Consider the following 17,465-nt stretch of genomic DNA (forward strand, 5'->3'; position numbering starts at 1 on the left):
CTTTATTTTTTTAAAATAATATATAAAAAGAATCGATTGAGTAAAAATGATTTTACCTAATCGATTCTTTTTTTGGCTGAGAATTATGTCCCAGCCCCTATCGGTTTATAGATTCTATACGTGTTATATTATGAAACACTACTTACTTATTCTGCTTGTTCAACTTCAATCAGAAGGTCTCCTGTTTCAATGCCATCATTCGGAAATACATGAATTTTTTTCACTATACCTTTAAATGGCGCTTGAACCGTTGTTTCCATTTTCATAGCTTCAGTAATAATTAGAGATTGATTTGCTTCAACCTCGTCGCCTTCACTGACATCTACTTGTAATACAGTCCCTGGCATTTGTGCACCAATATGAGTCGGATTTGACTTATCTGCTTTTGGTTTTGCGCGTTTTGAAGACTGAACATTTTCATCTTTAATGCGCACACGACGCGCTTGACCATTCATATCAAAAAATACTGTACACATACCATTTTCATCAGGTTTTGTAATGGTTTTAAGTGTGATAATTAATATCTTACCTTTATCGATTTCAATTTCTACTGTTTCATTGTCGCGCATACCGAAGAAGAAAGTCGGCGTATCTAAAATAGACACATCCCCAAATTTTTCAAACGTTTGAATATATTGCTCATAAACTTTAGGGTATAACGCATAACTAATTACATCTTCTTCAGTGACTTTATGTTGTTGCTTTTGTTGCAACTCCTCTTTTAAAGCATCAAAGTCCACAGGTTCTAAATATTCACCTGGGCGCTTTGTGAGTGGTTTTTGCCCTTTTAATACAGCTTGTTGCAATGCTTGATTAAAGCCGTTAACAGGTTGTCCAATTTCGCCTTTGAAGAATGAAACGACAGATTCTGGGAAGTCTAATTTATGACCATCACGAACTACTGTTTCTTCATCCAAATCATTTTGAACCATGTATAATGCCATGTCTCCTACAACTTTTGACGAAGGTGTCACTTTGACAATATCACCAAATAAGAAATTGACACGACGATACATTTTCTTCACTTCACCAAAGCGCTCACCTAGTCCTAGACTTTTCGCTTGTTGACGTAAATTTGAATATTGCCCACCTGGCATCTCATGTTGATAAATTTCAGTATGCGGTGATTTCATATCACTTTCAAAGTCACTATAATATGCACGTGCCGCATCCCAATAATGAGATAACGCTTCATGACCATCAATATCCATACGCAAATCTCTTTCGAATCCATCTAACGTGTAATACAGTGAGTTACTACTTGGTTGACTCGTTAGCCCTGACATAGCAGCTACAGCCGTATCAACCACATCTACGCCAGCATCAATCGCTTGTTTGTAAATGATAATTCCATTACCACTAGTGTCATGCGTGTGTAAGTGAATTGGTAAATCTACTGCTGCTTTTAACTCTCCAATAAGTTCATAGGCTGCGCGTGGTTTTAATAAGCCAGCCATATCTTTAATCGCTAACATATGAAAGCCTTCTCGCTCTAACGTTTTCGCAAGTTTGACATAATAGTCTAATGTGTAAATATTAGAGCGTTCTGGATTTAAAATGTCACCGGTATAACAAATCGTACCTTCAGATATTTTCCCCGCTTCTTGAACGGCTTCGTTAGCAACTTTCATTTGTTCAACCCAGTTCAATGAATCAAAAATACGGAAAACATCAATACCTGCTTCTGCACTCTGTTTTACAAATTTTTGAATGACATTATCAGGATAGTTTTTATAGCCCACAGCATTCGAAGCACGTAATAGCATTTGGAAGAGCACATTTGGAATTGTTTTTCTTAAATCATGAAGTCGTTGCCATGGATTTTCTTTCAAGAAGTTAAATGCCACATCAAAAGTCGCACCGCCCCATAATTCTAATGAGAAGTTATTTTGCATCACTTTGGCTGTTGCAGGTGCAATTTTTAGTAAATCATGAGAACGCACACGCGTTGCTAATAACGATTGGTGTGCATCACGGAACGTTGTATCTGTAATTAATACATCTTTTTGCGCTTTAACCCAATCTGCTACGGCCTGCGGACCTTTTTCATCTAATAATTGCTTCGTACCTCGTAATGCTTTAATCTCATTGAAACTTACTTCAGGTAATTCAGCTGGTTCGAACGTTGGCTTCGGTCGCTTATCAACATTTGGAAAACCATTAATTGAAACATTACCTATATATTCTAATGTTTTTGTTCCTCTATCGCGTGAAGGTTGTATCACAAATAATTCAGGCGCATTTTCTAAAAATTTTGTTGTATAATCTCCTGAGGCAAATTTGTGATGATTAATCACATTACGTAAAAATGGAATATTTGTTTTCACGCCTCGAATACGCATTTCTTGTAGTGAACGTTCCATTTTTTCACGCGCTTCTTTATAGCTAATCGCATGTGTCGATACTTTCACGAGTAAAGAATCGTAGTACGGTGAAATTTCAGCACCTTGGAAAGCATCACCTGCATCAAGACGTACGCCGAAACCACCACTTGAACGATAAGCAACAATATGACCCGTATCTGGCATAAAATCTTGTGTCGGATCTTCTGTTGTAATACGACATTGAATGGCATATCCTAAAGTTTTAATTTCATCTTGAGAAGGCATGCTGATTGCTTCACCATGTAAATTTTCTCCATCAGCGATTAAGATTTGTGTTTTAACAATATCAACACCTGTGATCATTTCAGTGATAGTATGTTCTACTTGGACACGAGGATTGACTTCAATAAAATAAAATTCATTCCCCGATACTAAAAATTCAACTGTACCGGCGTTTACATAATTAATTTTTTTCATTAAATCAACCGCAGATGCACAAATACGTTCCCTTAATTCATCAGATAATGAGACTGACGGCGCAACTTCTACAACTTTTTGATGACGTCTTTGGACAGAACAATCACGTTCATATAAATGAATGATATTCCCTTCTTCATCACCAATAATTTGTACTTCTATATGTTTAGGGTTATCGATAAACTTCTCAATGTACACTTCACTATTGCCAAATGACTTTTCTGCCTCAGATTTCGCACGAGTGAATGCTTCTTTTAGTTCAGAAGGTTCTCGAACGATACGCATACCTTTACCGCCACCACCACCGGTCGCTTTAATCATTAATGGATATCCAGCCTCTTCTGCAAAAACCTCTGCTGCTTCAAAACCTTCAACAGGTCCATCAGTTCCCGGAATAACAGGTAAATCTGCTTTAATCGCAGTTGTACGCGCCTTTACCTTATCACCAAACATATCCAAATGTTCAAGATGAGGGCCGATAAAAATGATACCTTCTTCAGCACAACGTTTAGCAAATTGCATGTTTTCACTTAAAAAACCATAACCCGGATGAATGGCATCAACATCAGCTTCTTTGGCTACTTTAATTATGCGTTCAATATTTAAATAACTTTCAGCTGGACCTAAATCTTCACCAACGAGGTATGATTCGTCAGCTTTATATCTATGTAATGACCCCATATCTTCTTTTGAATAAATAGCAACAGTTTTTATATTTAGCTCAGTTGCTGCTCTAAAGATACGAATGGCAATTTCCCCACGGTTTGCGACTAATAATTTACGAATGCGTTTCATGAAGCCAACCTCCTAAAAAGTTCGAAAATTCTAAAAATATAATTACTAGTATATCAAAATCTGTAAAGAAGTTAAAAGTCAAAGTCATTTTTCATGATTCAAATGACCTATAATAAATTCTCAAGGTTATAAATATTACTTATTACTCTTGATAGATTTTTGTTATTACCACATTTATTTTAAGTTGTCGTCACTCAAAAGTCAAAATAAAAAACGAGAACTTAGAATCATATCAAACTTTTAGATTCAAAGCTCTCGTTACTGTTTTAAGTCATATTATTTTTCTTTATATATCGTTTGCGCGCTTGCTCATATCTAATTTGTTTAGACACAATTAGCAATAATCCCATCGCAATACTCAAACTAATCATTGAGGATCCTCCAAAACTAATAAAAGGTAGTGGAACCCCTGTTAAAGGAATTAATCCTGAAATCCCTCCTAAATTGATAAACGTTTGAATACCGATATAACTTGCTATACCAACACAAACCAATTTATAAAAATAGGACGTTGTGCGAGAAGCAAGTTCAAACGAACGATATACGATAAAGAACAATAAACTTAAAACAATGAGTACACCCACTAAACCTAATTCTTCCGCAATAATTGCAAATATAAAATCGGTATGGGGTTCAGGTAAATACCCGAGTTTCATAATACTATTACCTAGACCTCTTCCAAAAATCCCTCCATTACCGATAGCTAGAAGTGAGTTAGCAAGGTGATAGCCTATGCCATCTTCAAAGTTAAAAGGATTTTCGAGAGCACTAAAGCGCGCTGTAAGGTATGACGGTAAAATATTAATTCTAAAAACAACGATGATGATAACAACAACAAAAAGACCTAACAAACTGAAGAAACCAATTTTCAAAAAGTTTTTAATTCCAATACCAGCGTATAAAATGATTGAGAAGAAAATTGCTGAAATCAGCATCGTTTGACCCACGTCTTTTTGTAATAAAACCAGCCCAATAATAAGGCCTACAAAGATAATAGGCCACAGAATCGCTGTTGGATCTCGTTGAATTTGTGGTCTTTTTCGTTCAATGATATATGGCACATAAAGTATAATAGCAATTTTTAAAAGCTCAGAAGCTTGTAAATTCATAAAACCTAAATTTAACCAACTTCGTGACCCATTAATTTCAGATCCTATAACTAAAGTCGCCAATAGTAACATTACGATAAATCCCATCATTCCAACTTGAAATTTAGGCGATTTCAGAAGTCTGACATTTAACAAATAAGCGATAAAAAATACGATACCAAAACCGATACCGATATAAATAAGTTGTCTAGAGTAAAAATATGTACCCGGAACAGATACACCACCGGTGAGTGTTCCTCTCGTAGCTGCTACCATACTTGCACTATACACCATTGTTAAACCAATAAAACATAGTGCAAGATAAGTGATTAATAATGGAAAATCGATATATTTAGAGGATCTCAAAATATATCGAAATAAACTTTTTATATTATTCATATGATATGATCATCCAATTCATCGCAGATACAAAGCGTCATTGCGCCAAAATCTCAGCATGGATTTTCAATCGCAATTAAACTCTTGTAAACGCTTCGTGTAGTTTTGATAACTCTTTTTCAAGGCGAAGCATTAATGCTTTACCGTCTTCTTTATCAACCAAACCGAGTTTCACAGCAAAATCAACTTCTTTTTGTAACCCATACATTTGCGTATCTAAAACTTCCTCATATAAAGGACATTGTGGCAATGTTAAGTTATCAATTTGAACTTTAATGAGCTGTAAAATTCTGTCTGCGTCTGCATTTAACTGGTCGTATGCCGCATTGCTAATATTTTTTTGCTTGCTCATGACATAGTCCCCCCATAATTTTATCTTCATGTTAAAAGTTTATCTTAACCCATTTTAAAAAGCAAGTGTATTTCATACGCCTCCGTCTCAAGTATGATAAAATAAATTTAGTTTACTTGAGGGAGTGCATGTTCATGATTCAAATTAAAGGTGCGGTAAAATTTCCTATTACGTTAGATAGTTCTACATGGATTTTCGATGACCGCAAAATACGTATCGACGATTTAAAAAATGGTGTCTTTGATGGTGAAAAACCTATAAAATTTGAAGATAATCGCGAATGGAATCGGGCGATATTAGAAGGACAAACTAACCCACCAACTTTAAATTCTGAAATCGATTATAAAAAACGCGCTGTACTTGAAGGATCGTTTGTGATTAACATGACACCATTTTTCAAGAATGCGGAACCATTGGACAGTGCTTCTATTATTCGTCTATCAAATGATACGGAGCATATCGATATACCATTTCAGCTGTTACCTTATTTATTTTTTCAATTCTCAAAAGATGGCAAAAGACTCTATAAAGATAATGCCGTAGACAGCTTTGTATATCAACAAGAGGAAGGAATGCGTTATCAATTTGATTATGTTACTCATATTGAGGTGTTATAAATGCGGAAAGTAACATGTATAATATGCGATACAGAGGTTCTTTTAGATGAGAATACGCTCATTGCCAAACGCTTAAAGCATAATCCTATTCAAACATTTATGTGCGATGAATGTAAAAGTCGTTTAGATACACCGAAACAACGATTACCTAAAGAAACAAGCATTCATAATAGCTCAGAAAAAAATGAATCGTCTCGATCCTAATAATATGTAATGTTCCACACCTATTTTATGCATCAAAGTAGTAACAACACTACTGCTTTGATGCATTTTACAATGATCCACTTTCACCACTTTAACTTCACGATTGACAATGATTGATTTCAAATCGTATAAGATGTCTCTTTCTATACAAAGCGAAAAATAGCCTTTAAAATTCATAAGACAATGAACTTTAAAGGCTTTATCATTTCAACTCATACTACCACATTGATTCATTCTATATTTCTTTTTTAGGAACTGGATATCGACCCTTATTAAATAATTGCCACAATTCGTCCGGCAATTGATGATGGTCTTCTCGTTTAGCATCAAATACATTGACAATCTCGTCTTCTTTACCATGTTCAATTTTTTCAATAAGGTGGGGATCGAGTAATAACCCTCGACCTAACGCTACAAAATCAGCCCCAAGCGCTAACCCTTTCAAAGCATCATTACCTGAATAAATAGAACCAATACCAATGAGTGGCATTTTTTGATTTATCCATTGTTTTAGTAACGTTATCCGTGTTGCCCCAGCATACTTTCCCTCTCTCGTAACAGATTGAATATCCATGAGTGACGCGTGTAAATAATCAAGTGGATAGGTTATAAGTTCCTGAATTAATCGTTGTGTATGCTCCATCGTAATACCGGGTTTCTCAGCTTCTTCCGGTGAAAACCGGTAACCTATCACAAAATCACGTGGTGCTAACGCCGTTTTCACTTCCAATACTTCTTCAATAACGGCTTTAGAAAATCCAAAAGGATCTTTCCATTTATCTTCTCTATGATTATAATATGGTGAAACAAATTGATGTATTAAATAGTGATTCGCACCGTGTATTTCAATGCCATCGAATCCTGCTTGAATTGCGAGTGCTGTCGCACGCCCGTAATCTTTAATCGCTGCCTCAACTTCTTCAGCTGTCATTGCCCTAGAAGCATGGGGTTGTTGTTTACCATATCCATAATCTTCAATTTGACTTGGCGCCTTAACATCGCCATTTGGAACATATTCAGGAAGCGCTCGTGCGCCACCATGATGAATTTGCATAATAGCGACAGCTCCATTTTGTTTAATCGTACGTGCGAGTTCAGTTAATCCTTCTAAATCCGCTTCTTTAGAAATGGAAGGATGGCCTGGGAAAGCTTTACCTTCAATATTAATATAACTTGCAGCCGTAATGGCCATCCCTACATCATGCGTTCTTGATTTCATAAACGCTATTTCACGATCAGATGCCGTACCGTCATCATTCGAAAGCGTATGCGTCAAAGGAGCTAAAACAAACTTATTTTTAATCCGTTTGCCATTAGGTAAAACCACACTTTCAAATAAAGGTTTAAAACGTTCCTCCATAAAAAAACCTCCTTAATCAACTACTTACAGTGTAATACAAGAACAAAAACCGACAAAACAACTCGACTTGAGAGCGATACAGAAATCTTTGATTTCGTTGTATCGCCCCCACAACGATGACATTTTTGGCATTCCATTATACATAAAAAAGCAACATCACTATATGATAGTGACATTGCTTTTTATAATTATTCATTATCTTCCATCATTTGTTTCAAACGTTTCGCTTCTTTTTCACGTTGACCTTTATTTAAAATACGTTTTCTCAAACGTACATTTTCAGGTGTTACTTCCACCAGTTCATCATCATTGATAAACTCTAATGCTTCTTCTAACGTTAAGATACGTGGCTTTTTCATAGTTTCTGTTTGGTCTTTAGTAGCTGAACGTACATTTGTTTGATGTTTAACTTTTGTAATATTAACAGTTAAATCATTTTCACGGTTATTTTGACCAACAATCATACCTTCATAGACTTCCGTACCTGGTTCCATAAAGTTGATACCACGGTCTTCTAAACCTAAAATTGCATATTCACTTGCACTACCTTGATCCATAGAAACTAATACACCATTACGACGACCACCAATACGTCCTTTAATGCGTGGTCTAAATTCATCGAACGTATGGTTAATGATACCGTAACCACGTGTCATAGACATGAACTCAGTCGTATATCCAATTAAACCTCTTGCCGGTACATTAAAGATTAAGCGTGTTAAGCCATTATCTGTCGTTGTCATGTCTACCATTTCACCTTTACGTTGACCTAACGATTCAATGACAGAACCTGCGTATTCTTCTGGTACTTCAGCTTGTACACGTTCGAATGGTTCATGAAGTTCTCCATCTATATCTTTTAAAATAACTTGAGGTTTCGATACTTGAAGTTCAAAACCTTCACGACGCATGTTTTCAATTAGAATCGATAAATGTAATTCTCCACGACCCGCTACAGTCCACGCATCCGGTGAATCTGTTGGTGTGACCTTTAAAGATACGTCTGTTTCTAATTGATTGTCTAAACGTTCTTGAATTTGACGTGCCGTAACAAATTGTCCTTCTCGTCCAGCAAATGGTGAATTATTTACTCGGAAAGTCATTTCTAATGTAGGTTCATCAATACGTAATACTGGGAGTTTATCTTGATGGTCTTGAGGTGTAATCGTTTCACCCACGTTGATATCTTCCATTCCTGATACAGCAATTAAATCTCCAGCATATGCTTCTTGAATTTCCTCACGTTTTAAACCAAAATAACCAAATATTTTAGTTACACGGAAATTTTTAACACTTCCATCTAACTTTAATAATGATACATTCTCCCCAACACGCATCGTTCCACGGAAGATACGTCCAATGCCAATTCGGCCAACATAATCGTTATAGTCTAACAATGCTGGTTGGAATTGTAATGGCTCATCACGATTATCAACTGGTGCAGGTACATACTCAATGATTGTTTCATATAAGCATTGCATGTTTTCATCTTGTTTATCCGCATCTAAACTTGCTGTACCACTAATTGCTGATGCATATACAACTGGGAACTCAAGCTGCTCATCATTAGCATCTAATTCAATAAATAAATCTAAAACCTCATCCACTACACCTTCAGGACGTGCAGATGGCTTATCAATTTTGTTCACTACAACTACTGGTTTTAAATTTTGTTCTAATGCTTTCTTTAATACAAAGCGTGTTTGAGGCATCGTGCCTTCATAAGCATCCACTACAAGGACAACACCGTCTACCATTTTCATGATACGTTCTACTTCTCCCCCAAAGTCAGCGTGTCCAGGTGTGTCTAGAATGTTAATACGTGTCCCTTTATAATCAACTGCAGTATTTTTCGCTAAGATGGTAATCCCACGTTCTCTTTCAAGATCGTTTGAATCCATTGCACGTTCAGCTACGTGCTCATTCTCACGGAAAATTCCAGATTGTTTTAATAATTCATCAACCAAAGTCGTTTTCCCATGGTCAACGTGAGCGATAATCGCAATATTACGAACATCTTCTCTAAATTTAGTCATACATTAATTTCCTTTCTTGAGTAAATTACCACTTTCTTTTGCAACTCGTTTATTATATCATATAAATGAAATGACGACACAGTTAGGTGGAATAAAGATGCAAAAGTCTAAAACTATTTTTTTCATACTTGCACTACTTGCTGTTTTCTTTTTAACAACATTTAGCTTTGCAATCGCAGCAACAAATATGTTCTGGATGTTGATTACATTTATTTTATTAATGGCGACGTTAGGTTATGGCTTTTCATTGAAAAAGAAGTATCGAGAAAATGATTGGTTTTAATCTTTAAGCTATTAGAATATATACAAGGGTGAGCATGTCAATATGCTCACCCTTTTTATTGATAACGTTGTTGCATAGCTATAAGTTCATTTCGGTAAGGATTCAAATAGTGGTTCAAAATCTCTTCGTGAATCGCTTTATTTCCAAACAATACTGTACTATGTGTTGTAATCGACAACGGCTCACCAAGGAAATTTGTCCCGCTGCCGCCTACTTCTTGAAGTATAATCAATCCCCCAGCATAATCCCATGGATGTAAACGCGGTGTCATATACGCTGATAATAGACCTGTGGCAACATATACTATTTCAAGTGCAGCTGAACCATAGGCACGGGCCGTCCGAGAATCACGAATAATAGGTTGTAGTATAGATCCCATCTTCGGTTTCGTTAGCCAATTTGGATTTAACCCTACAATGCTTTCTTTCAATAATGTGTTTTGTAGTTGAGGTAATGGCATTTCATTTTTAAATGCGCCATGAGATGCTTTGGCATGGTATAAAATGTCACGCATCACATCATATACAAACCCTGCATAGGGTTTTCCATCTTTATAAATTCCAACTGAAATGGCGAAATTTTGTTTTTGATGAACAAAATTAAGTGTGCCATCAATAGGATCTATCACCCAAATCGTCCCTTGCGTCGAATCTATGTCATGCCCATGGCCTTCCTCACCAATCATCTTATGATGTGGATATTGCGCTTCGATTTGACTCACAATAAAAGTTTCAACGGCTTTATCAACATTTGTAACCAAGTCATTGGGATTAGACTTGGATTCAATCTCAATGTCTTCATGCATCCATTTGCGTATATTGTTCCCCGCTTCTAAAACTAAATTTTTAGCAAAATCATATAAATGCATCGGCATCACTCCTAGTTGTTTAACATTATACAACAAATCATTATATTATGAATGTTTTACAAACTAAGGTATTCTATTATTAATGAAATCCACTGTCATTTAGGAGGAACAATCATGACGAAATATACTTTTAAACCAAGTGATTTTAAAGTTTTTCAAGTAGAAGGTTTAGAGGATAGAATGGCGGCACTCGATGAAAAAATTCGTCCTCAATTTCATCAATTAGGTGCATACTTTACTGATTATTTAAAAACAGTGACGGGCGAAGACTTTTACGCACATGTTGCTAAGCATGCAAGACGCACAGTAAACCCGCCAAAAGATACTTGGGTCGCTTTTGCTACAAATCAACGTGGCTATAAAATGCAACCTCATTTTCAAATCGGGTTATTTGAAGATCATTTATTTGTCATGTATGGTGTCATGCATGAAGATAAAAATAAAGCTGAAGATGTAAAAGTATTCGAAGACAACATTGATACTTTAATTGCCCTTCCAGACGATTTCCAAATTTCACTCGATCATACAAAACCTGATAAATCTAAAATTAGTCATATGTCTCAAGAGGAAGTTGAAAAAGGCATTCATCGTGCGAAAAATGTTAAAAAAGGTGAGTTTTTCATTGCACGTGCGTTAAAACCAAATGCGAAAGAATTAAAGTCTGATAAAGCATTTCTTGCATATTTGGAAGATACATTTGACCACCTTTTAAAATTTTATAAATAACAATGGCAAACGCCACATCCCATTGATTTTAGGATGTGGCGTTTGGTTTTAGTTTATCGACGATGATCATCTTTTAAATCGTTTAAACGCTCTTTAGCATTTAAACCTTTATCTTTAAGGTCATGATGATTCGATTCATGATGATGCGCATCTCCATGTCCATCCTCATGACGAGATGATTCATGAGTATGATGATTATTATCTGAATAAGGTTGCGCACCTACATTGTCACGACGACTGTCAACATGATTTGTACGATTCACATCATGCTGGTGATGCGCTTCATGTTCAACTCGTTTATCATCACTATGCTTCACATCGTGACGGTCATGATGATGAGAATGATTATGATTGTGATTAACATGATCACGATCATGGCTATCATTTGCCATTACATGGTGATATGGTTTAGGCTTGCGAACAAATAACATAATTGCAGCAATAAACCATAATAAAGCAGCTATTAAGCTTGCTGAGAATAACGCTAAAATACTTGCAATAATTAAAATCACGCCTGCAAGAATGCGCTTTTTAAATAAAAATGCAGCAATAAGTGCTAATAACAACGGCACACCGACATAAAGTAGTACAGGAAAATAATCCTGACTTTGTTGCGCAACTTGATTGGAATCTATCCCTTGTTTCTGGAATTCTTGTTGAAACTCTTTATTTTTTAGTAATTGTGGTATAAATGACCCTGCTCCTAAAATTAACAGCGCATATAAAGCATGTAAAACAATACCAATCCAAGTGAGTACTTTTTCTGCCGTACGTTTGAAAGGTTTTTGATGTTGATAACTATCGTACTGATGACGATCGTGATTTAAATGATTATCGTCATGTTTTCCATAAGTATATTTGTCTGACATAATGCATTACCTCCTTAGTCACTTAATTACCCTATATCCTATCCATAAACGCATAATTTAAAAAATTTTTACAAACTTTGATGTATAATTTAATAATATTTAAATAACGCAAAAAAACAGTGAATCTGACTCAATAAAAAGTAGATTCACTGTTTTATTCATTAGTAGATTATTTTTCTGTATCTTGCGTATCTGTTGACCGTTCTTTTTGAACTTGTTTACGATAATCATAATTTTGTCTACGTTGCGTTGCCGCACTAGGACGTGCTTTACGCTGTTCTTTTACCTGAGCTTTACGTGCTTTACGGTCTTCTTTCTTCTGGGCTTTAATTTGAGCGCGTTCATCTTTACGCTGTTGTTTTAATGTTTCTTGATCAATAGGCTCATCTTCACCATTCACATCTTTAGCTGAAACATGCGTTCTGGAATCAAAGACATGATTATCCTCTTTTTGTGCTTCAGAACGGGGTTGATATACAACTGTATCATCTTCTTCTGTTAAATCATTCGAAGGTACATCTTCTTGATTTCGTACGGATTTATGATGATACTTTGCAGTTCGTGAAAGTACTTGAGGTGACTCAGATGCTTTTGCTTCATCATTGTGTGATGTTGCTGTTGGTTGATTGACCTTAGATTCATGATTGTCATTATAACGTGGCTCTTGTTCAGAAGGTCTACGATACACTTTTTCATCTGATGTATTGTACGGTTGTGATTGACCATAATTTCGTTCATAACCCACTTGATTCCCTTCATAATAGTAACCAGGAACTGACACCATTTTGTCTTTACGAATAAACATCATAAATGCAACGATAACAAAAAAAAGTGGTACAAGTATAAAAAACAATGGAATCGACAAAATAGCCACAAGTAAGAATAGTAAGCCTGATACGATTCGATGCTTCATTGAAATCAATGCTAGGAATGAAATCAGAAGACATACTATTAGATAAACGATAAACGCCCAAACGCCATTTTGCATTGAGATGACAAACTGTGTCGCTGTTAAATTATTATTAGCTAAAAAAGTTTGCATCGTTGGATTATTAGCGATGCCATTCTCAATATTTTGGATTGAGCTCTCATTGCTAAATAACACTAATCCAAAAAACATTGCGACAATTGTTGTTAATAATAACAACACCCAACTTAGCCATCCTAGAATCTTTTCAGCGATACGACTCACAGGTCTTGCCACCTGTTGGTAAGCCTCATAAGCCATAATTTCACTCCTTAATGTACTTAGTTACTTAATTATATCTAAACTTAATCAAAATAACTAGAATCATAATCCCATTTTAAAGTTTAGAAATCGCTCATTGTACTCATTTAATACATCCGGACCTAAATCTTTATACACTTCAAGTCGTTTTTGTTCTTCTTTGGTAGGGTAAATTCGCGTATCTTCACGCGTTTCTTTAGGTAATAAAGATTTAGCTGTTTTATTCGGTGTACCATATTCTACCCATTCAGTATTTTGTTTACTCACTTGAGGGTCTAATAAAAAGTTAATAAATTTATGCGCACCTTCAACATTTTGAGCTGTTTTAGGTATCACCATATTATCGAACCATAAGTTAGAACCTTCCTTAGGCACGACATAATCATACCGATCATCACTAGTAAATATCGGTGCCGCAGAACCACTCCATAATACTGCTGCGCCAGCCTCATGTTGTTCTAGCATCATTGAAACTTCGTCACCGACAACACCTTTAACTGAAGGTGCATAGGATTTCAGTTCAGTTTCAGCTTCCTGTAGATGTTTAGTATTCTTATCATTCAAACTATACCCTAAACTATTTAATGATAGTCCCATAATTTCACGGGCACCATCAACAAAAATAACATCATTTTTAAGTTTTGGATTTTTTAAATCTTTCCAACTATCAAACTTTATGTCTGGATATTTTGTTTTGTCATAAATGATACCCACTGTGCCAAAGAAATAAGGCATTGAATATTTATTGTGAGGATCGAAAGGTTGATTCATATAATAGGAATCAAGGTGTTTTGCATTAGGAATTTTACTTTTATCTAATTCCTTTAACAAATGGGCTTTGCGCATTTTTTGAATCGTATAATCACTTGGAAAAGCCACATCGTAGCTCGTCCCACCATTACGAATTTTAGCTTCCATTGCCTCATTAGAATCAAATGTTTCATAAATAACTTTAATACCGGATTCTTTTTCAAATTGTTTAATGAGCTCAGGATCAATATATTCACCCCAATTATATACATACAATTTTTGTTGATTTTTTTGACCGACATCATGATTAATCCAATAACCAACGCCTAAACAAAGGATTCCCAGTAAAAGTGCCCCTACCACAAGTTGCATCAATTGCTTCATAACGTCATCTCCCTTTTATGATTCATTGTGCGTTGATTATGTTTTTTTAACCATTGATAAATGACTAATCCAAGCATAATGATGAGGAATAAAATGGTGGATATTGCGTTAATTTCCATGCTAATACCGCGTCGTGCCATAGAATAGACTTCGACTGACAGTACACTAAAACCACTACCTGTGACAAAAAAACTCACAGTGAAATCATCTAATGAATACGTTAAGGCCATAAAAAAGCCTCCGATAATCCCAGGCATCAATTGCGGGATGACGATACGACTTAAAACTTGAAAGTCTGATGCACCTAAATCACGCCCGGCATCTAATATAGATTCATTCATTTCATATAATTTAGGCAATACAATAATGACCACAATCGGAATACAAAACGCAATATGAGAAACAAGGACAGAGGTAAATCCTAATCCAAATCCTGTCACATGTCCGATTGCTGTAAACATAATTAAAAATGATGCACCAATCACCACGTCTGATGAAACCATCAATACATTATTCAATGTTAAAAATGAAATCTTCAATGATTGATTACGGATTTGGTATAACATTAATGCGCCAAAAACACCAATAATTGTTGAAATGGCTGCTGCAATTAACGCCACTGCTATCGTATTGAAGACCACTTCAAGCAAGCGTTTATTATTAAATAATGTGACATAATGTTCTAAAGTAAATCCACCAAAATGGACCATGTTGCCTTCGCTATTAAAGGAATAAAACATCAGATAAAAAATAGGTAAATACAATACGATAAGTAAACCAATTAAATAACTTTTACCTATCCATTTCATCGTGACGCACCTCCTTTACTTTTCGTACGCGTCATAATCAATAGAAGTGCCATAAATAGGACTAAAAATAATGCGATGGTAGAACCCATACCATAATTTTGAATCACTAAAAATTGCTCTTCAATCGCAGTACCGATATTGACTACTTTATTACCGGCAATTAAACGCGTAATCATAAATAAAGACAGTGCTGGGATAAATGTAACTTGTATACCCGTTTTAATCCCTTCTTTAGACAAAGGTAGCAAAACTTTTTGCATCGTTGTAAATGTGTTCGCTCCTAAATCCTGCGCAGCATAGAATAATTGGTTATTAATGTCTTTCATACTATTGTAAATCGGTAACAGCATAAATGGGATATAAATATATGCCGATACCATTATGAAAGCAGGTGCTGTAAACAATAAAGACTGACTAGGTAGATGTAAGGCAGTCATGAAACGATTGATAAGTCCATCTTGACTGAAAATCCCTATAAATGCATATGTCTTAAGTAGTAAATTCATCCAAGTTGGTATAATCATAACTAATAACCACGTTGCAGCATGCTTAGACTGTCGAATAAAATAGGCTGCAGGATAACTGATCATTAAACACACTGCCGTTATAATTGCTGCGTATAAAATAGATTCTCCTAACATATACATGTAGCGCATTGTAAAAAATTGTTGATAGTTTTCTAAAGAAAAGTGACCGTTACGATCGACAAACGAAAAATAACAAAGTAATAGGACAGGAATAATGATAAAGATTAGCATCCATAAAATATAGGGGATAGCCAACCAACGACTAATATGTCTCATAATCTACTTCTCCATAACCTTCAATTCGTTTGTCAAATTCTTCTTCAGTTTCACCAGGAACCATAATATGGATGGCTACAGGATCAAAATATAATCCTACTTTATCATCAACTTCTGCATTTTTAGTGGATTGAATCGTCCACTGATACCCTTGCTCATCGATGCACGTAATTTCATAATGAACACCTCTAAATAGCGTTGAATGAACTGTTGCTTTAAATAACCCTTCAGATGCGTCTACTAAAGAAATGTCTTCAGGTCTAATGATCACATCTACTTTTTTACCCTGGGGAATATCTTTATCGACGCAATCAAAATTTTGCCCATAAATATTAACCACATAGTCTTGAACCATGTGTCCCTCTACGATATTTGATTCTCCAATAAAGTCAGCCACATATCGATTCACAGGCTCATCATAAATGTCTAAAGGTGTACCGAACTGTTCAATATTGCCCTCTCGCATCACAAAAATGTAATCACTTAAAGCGAGTGCTTCTTCTTGGTCATGCGTCACAAAGACAAATGTAATGCCTAATCTTGATTGTAAGTCTCTTAATTCATATTGCATTTCTGTACGTAATTTTAAATCTAATGCAGATAACGATTCATCAAGTAAAAGAATTTCAGGTTCATTGACAATAGCGCGTGCAATCGCAATACGTTGTTTTTGTCCTCCACTCAACTCATGAATATCACGATCTACAAATTGATCTAACTTCACTAATTTCAATGCTTCAAGTACCTTTTCTTTTATCTTTGATTTGTTCATTTTCTTCATTTTTAATCCAAATGCGACATTTTCATATACATTTAAATGCGGAAAAAGTGCATAATCTTGAAACACGGTATTCACTTGGCGCTTATTTGGTGGAAGTTCATTAATCGTTTTCCCTTGGTATACAATTTGACCAGCATCTGCATGTTCAAAACCTGCAATCAATTTTAAAATTGTCGTCTTACCACAACCAGATGGTCCTAAAATCGTATAGAAATGACCAGATTCAATCTCTAAATTAATATCATTAATAATCGTTTTATCTTGATATTTTTTTGTTACATTTTGAAATGTTAATAAGGCAGTCAAAGTCTT

The 17,465-nt window shown here is 35.4% G+C and carries 16 protein-coding genes; 4 read left to right on the plus strand and 12 right to left on the minus strand.

The annotated features are described in order from the left end of the window. Positions 1–146: 146 nt before the first annotated feature. From CD172_RS10105 to CD172_RS10115, 3 genes are all read right to left on the minus strand, one after another. Entirely contained in the window at positions 147–3,596 is a 3,450-nt protein-coding gene (locus CD172_RS10105; protein ID WP_103346277.1) for a pyruvate carboxylase, read from the minus strand. Between the two features lie 266 nt (positions 3,597–3,862). Further along, positions 3,863–5,083, minus strand: coding sequence for a cell division peptidoglycan polymerase FtsW (ftsW, locus tag CD172_RS10110; protein ID WP_060550818.1), 1,221 nt, complete (start codon positions 5,081–5,083; stop codon positions 3,863–3,865). A 76-nt stretch (positions 5,084–5,159) separates the two neighbouring features. Beyond that, on the minus strand, positions 5,160–5,435 hold the full coding sequence (locus CD172_RS10115) for an Fpa/YlaN family protein (RefSeq protein ID WP_037566083.1): 276 nt from the start codon (positions 5,433–5,435) through the stop codon (positions 5,160–5,162). Positions 5,436–5,569: 134 nt separating this feature from the next. Between CD172_RS10115 and CD172_RS10120 the strand changes: the two genes are divergently transcribed. Beyond that, a complete protein-coding gene (locus CD172_RS10120; protein ID WP_060550817.1) occupies positions 5,570–6,052 on the plus strand; it encodes a hypothetical protein in 483 nt (160 codons plus the stop codon). Further along, complete coding sequence (locus CD172_RS10125; RefSeq protein ID WP_060550816.1) at positions 6,053–6,256, plus strand: DUF2197 domain-containing protein; 204 nt, start codon at positions 6,053–6,055, stop codon at positions 6,254–6,256. 235 nt (positions 6,257–6,491) lie between these two features. Here CD172_RS10125 and CD172_RS10130 read toward each other — a convergent pair whose 3' ends face one another. Together CD172_RS10130 and typA are read right to left on the minus strand one after the other, a co-directional pair. After that, the gene (locus CD172_RS10130; RefSeq protein ID WP_103346278.1) at positions 6,492–7,616 is read right to left on the minus strand and encodes an NADH-dependent flavin oxidoreductase; all 1,125 of its coding nucleotides are present in this window, start codon (positions 7,614–7,616) and stop codon (positions 6,492–6,494) included. A gap of 188 nt (positions 7,617–7,804) precedes the next feature. Next, positions 7,805–9,652, minus strand: coding sequence for a translational GTPase TypA (gene typA / locus CD172_RS10135; RefSeq protein ID WP_037566076.1), 1,848 nt, complete (start codon positions 9,650–9,652; stop codon positions 7,805–7,807). Between the two features lie 91 nt (positions 9,653–9,743). Between typA and CD172_RS10140 the strand changes: the two genes are divergently transcribed. Next, a complete protein-coding gene (locus CD172_RS10140) occupies positions 9,744–9,935 on the plus strand; it encodes a DUF5325 family protein (RefSeq protein ID WP_234022053.1) in 192 nt (63 codons plus the stop codon). Between the two features lie 55 nt (positions 9,936–9,990). Here CD172_RS10140 and CD172_RS10145 read toward each other — a convergent pair whose 3' ends face one another. Next, positions 9,991–10,803 (minus strand): inositol monophosphatase family protein, encoded by an 813-nt coding sequence (locus CD172_RS10145; protein WP_103346280.1) that lies wholly within the window; start codon positions 10,801–10,803, stop codon positions 9,991–9,993. Positions 10,804–10,917: 114 nt separating this feature from the next. Between CD172_RS10145 and CD172_RS10150 the strand changes: the two genes are divergently transcribed. Next, on the plus strand, positions 10,918–11,529 hold the full coding sequence (locus tag CD172_RS10150; RefSeq protein ID WP_060550813.1) for a YktB family protein: 612 nt from the start codon (positions 10,918–10,920) through the stop codon (positions 11,527–11,529). 53 nt (positions 11,530–11,582) lie between these two features. Here the strand turns inward: CD172_RS10150 and CD172_RS10155 are convergent, their stop codons facing one another. The 6 genes from CD172_RS10155 to CD172_RS10180 all read right to left on the minus strand — a co-directional run bounded on the left by CD172_RS10155 (position 11,583) and on the right by CD172_RS10180 (position 17,459). Beyond that, positions 11,583–12,398 (minus strand): DUF4064 domain-containing protein, encoded by an 816-nt coding sequence (locus tag CD172_RS10155; protein ID WP_103346281.1) that lies wholly within the window; start codon positions 12,396–12,398, stop codon positions 11,583–11,585. Between the two features lie 169 nt (positions 12,399–12,567). Further along, positions 12,568–13,626: a lipoteichoic acid stability factor AuxB gene (gene auxB / locus CD172_RS10160; RefSeq protein WP_103346282.1), complete on the minus strand. Its 1,059-nt coding sequence runs from the start codon at positions 13,624–13,626 to the stop codon at positions 12,568–12,570. Between the two features lie 63 nt (positions 13,627–13,689). Then, entirely contained in the window at positions 13,690–14,760 is a 1,071-nt protein-coding gene (locus tag CD172_RS10165) for an ABC transporter substrate-binding protein (protein WP_103346283.1), read from the minus strand. Next, on the minus strand, positions 14,757–15,569 hold the full coding sequence (locus CD172_RS10170) for an ABC transporter permease (protein ID WP_103346284.1): 813 nt from the start codon (positions 15,567–15,569) through the stop codon (positions 14,757–14,759). The genes CD172_RS10165 and CD172_RS10170 overlap by 4 nt, the downstream gene beginning before the upstream one ends. Then, positions 15,566–16,372 (minus strand): ABC transporter permease, encoded by an 807-nt coding sequence (locus CD172_RS10175; protein ID WP_103346285.1) that lies wholly within the window; start codon positions 16,370–16,372, stop codon positions 15,566–15,568. Before CD172_RS10175 ends, CD172_RS10170 begins: the two co-directional genes overlap by 4 nt. Continuing rightward, positions 16,359–17,459, minus strand: coding sequence for an ABC transporter ATP-binding protein (locus CD172_RS10180; protein ID WP_103346286.1), 1,101 nt, complete (start codon positions 17,457–17,459; stop codon positions 16,359–16,361). Before CD172_RS10180 ends, CD172_RS10175 begins: the two co-directional genes overlap by 14 nt. Between the last annotated feature and the right edge of the window lie 6 nt (positions 17,460–17,465).

Origin of the sequence: Staphylococcus agnetis (genome assembly GCF_002901865.1) — a bacterium.
In the GTDB taxonomy this organism is placed as follows: Bacteria; Bacillota; Bacilli; order Staphylococcales; family Staphylococcaceae; genus Staphylococcus; species Staphylococcus agnetis.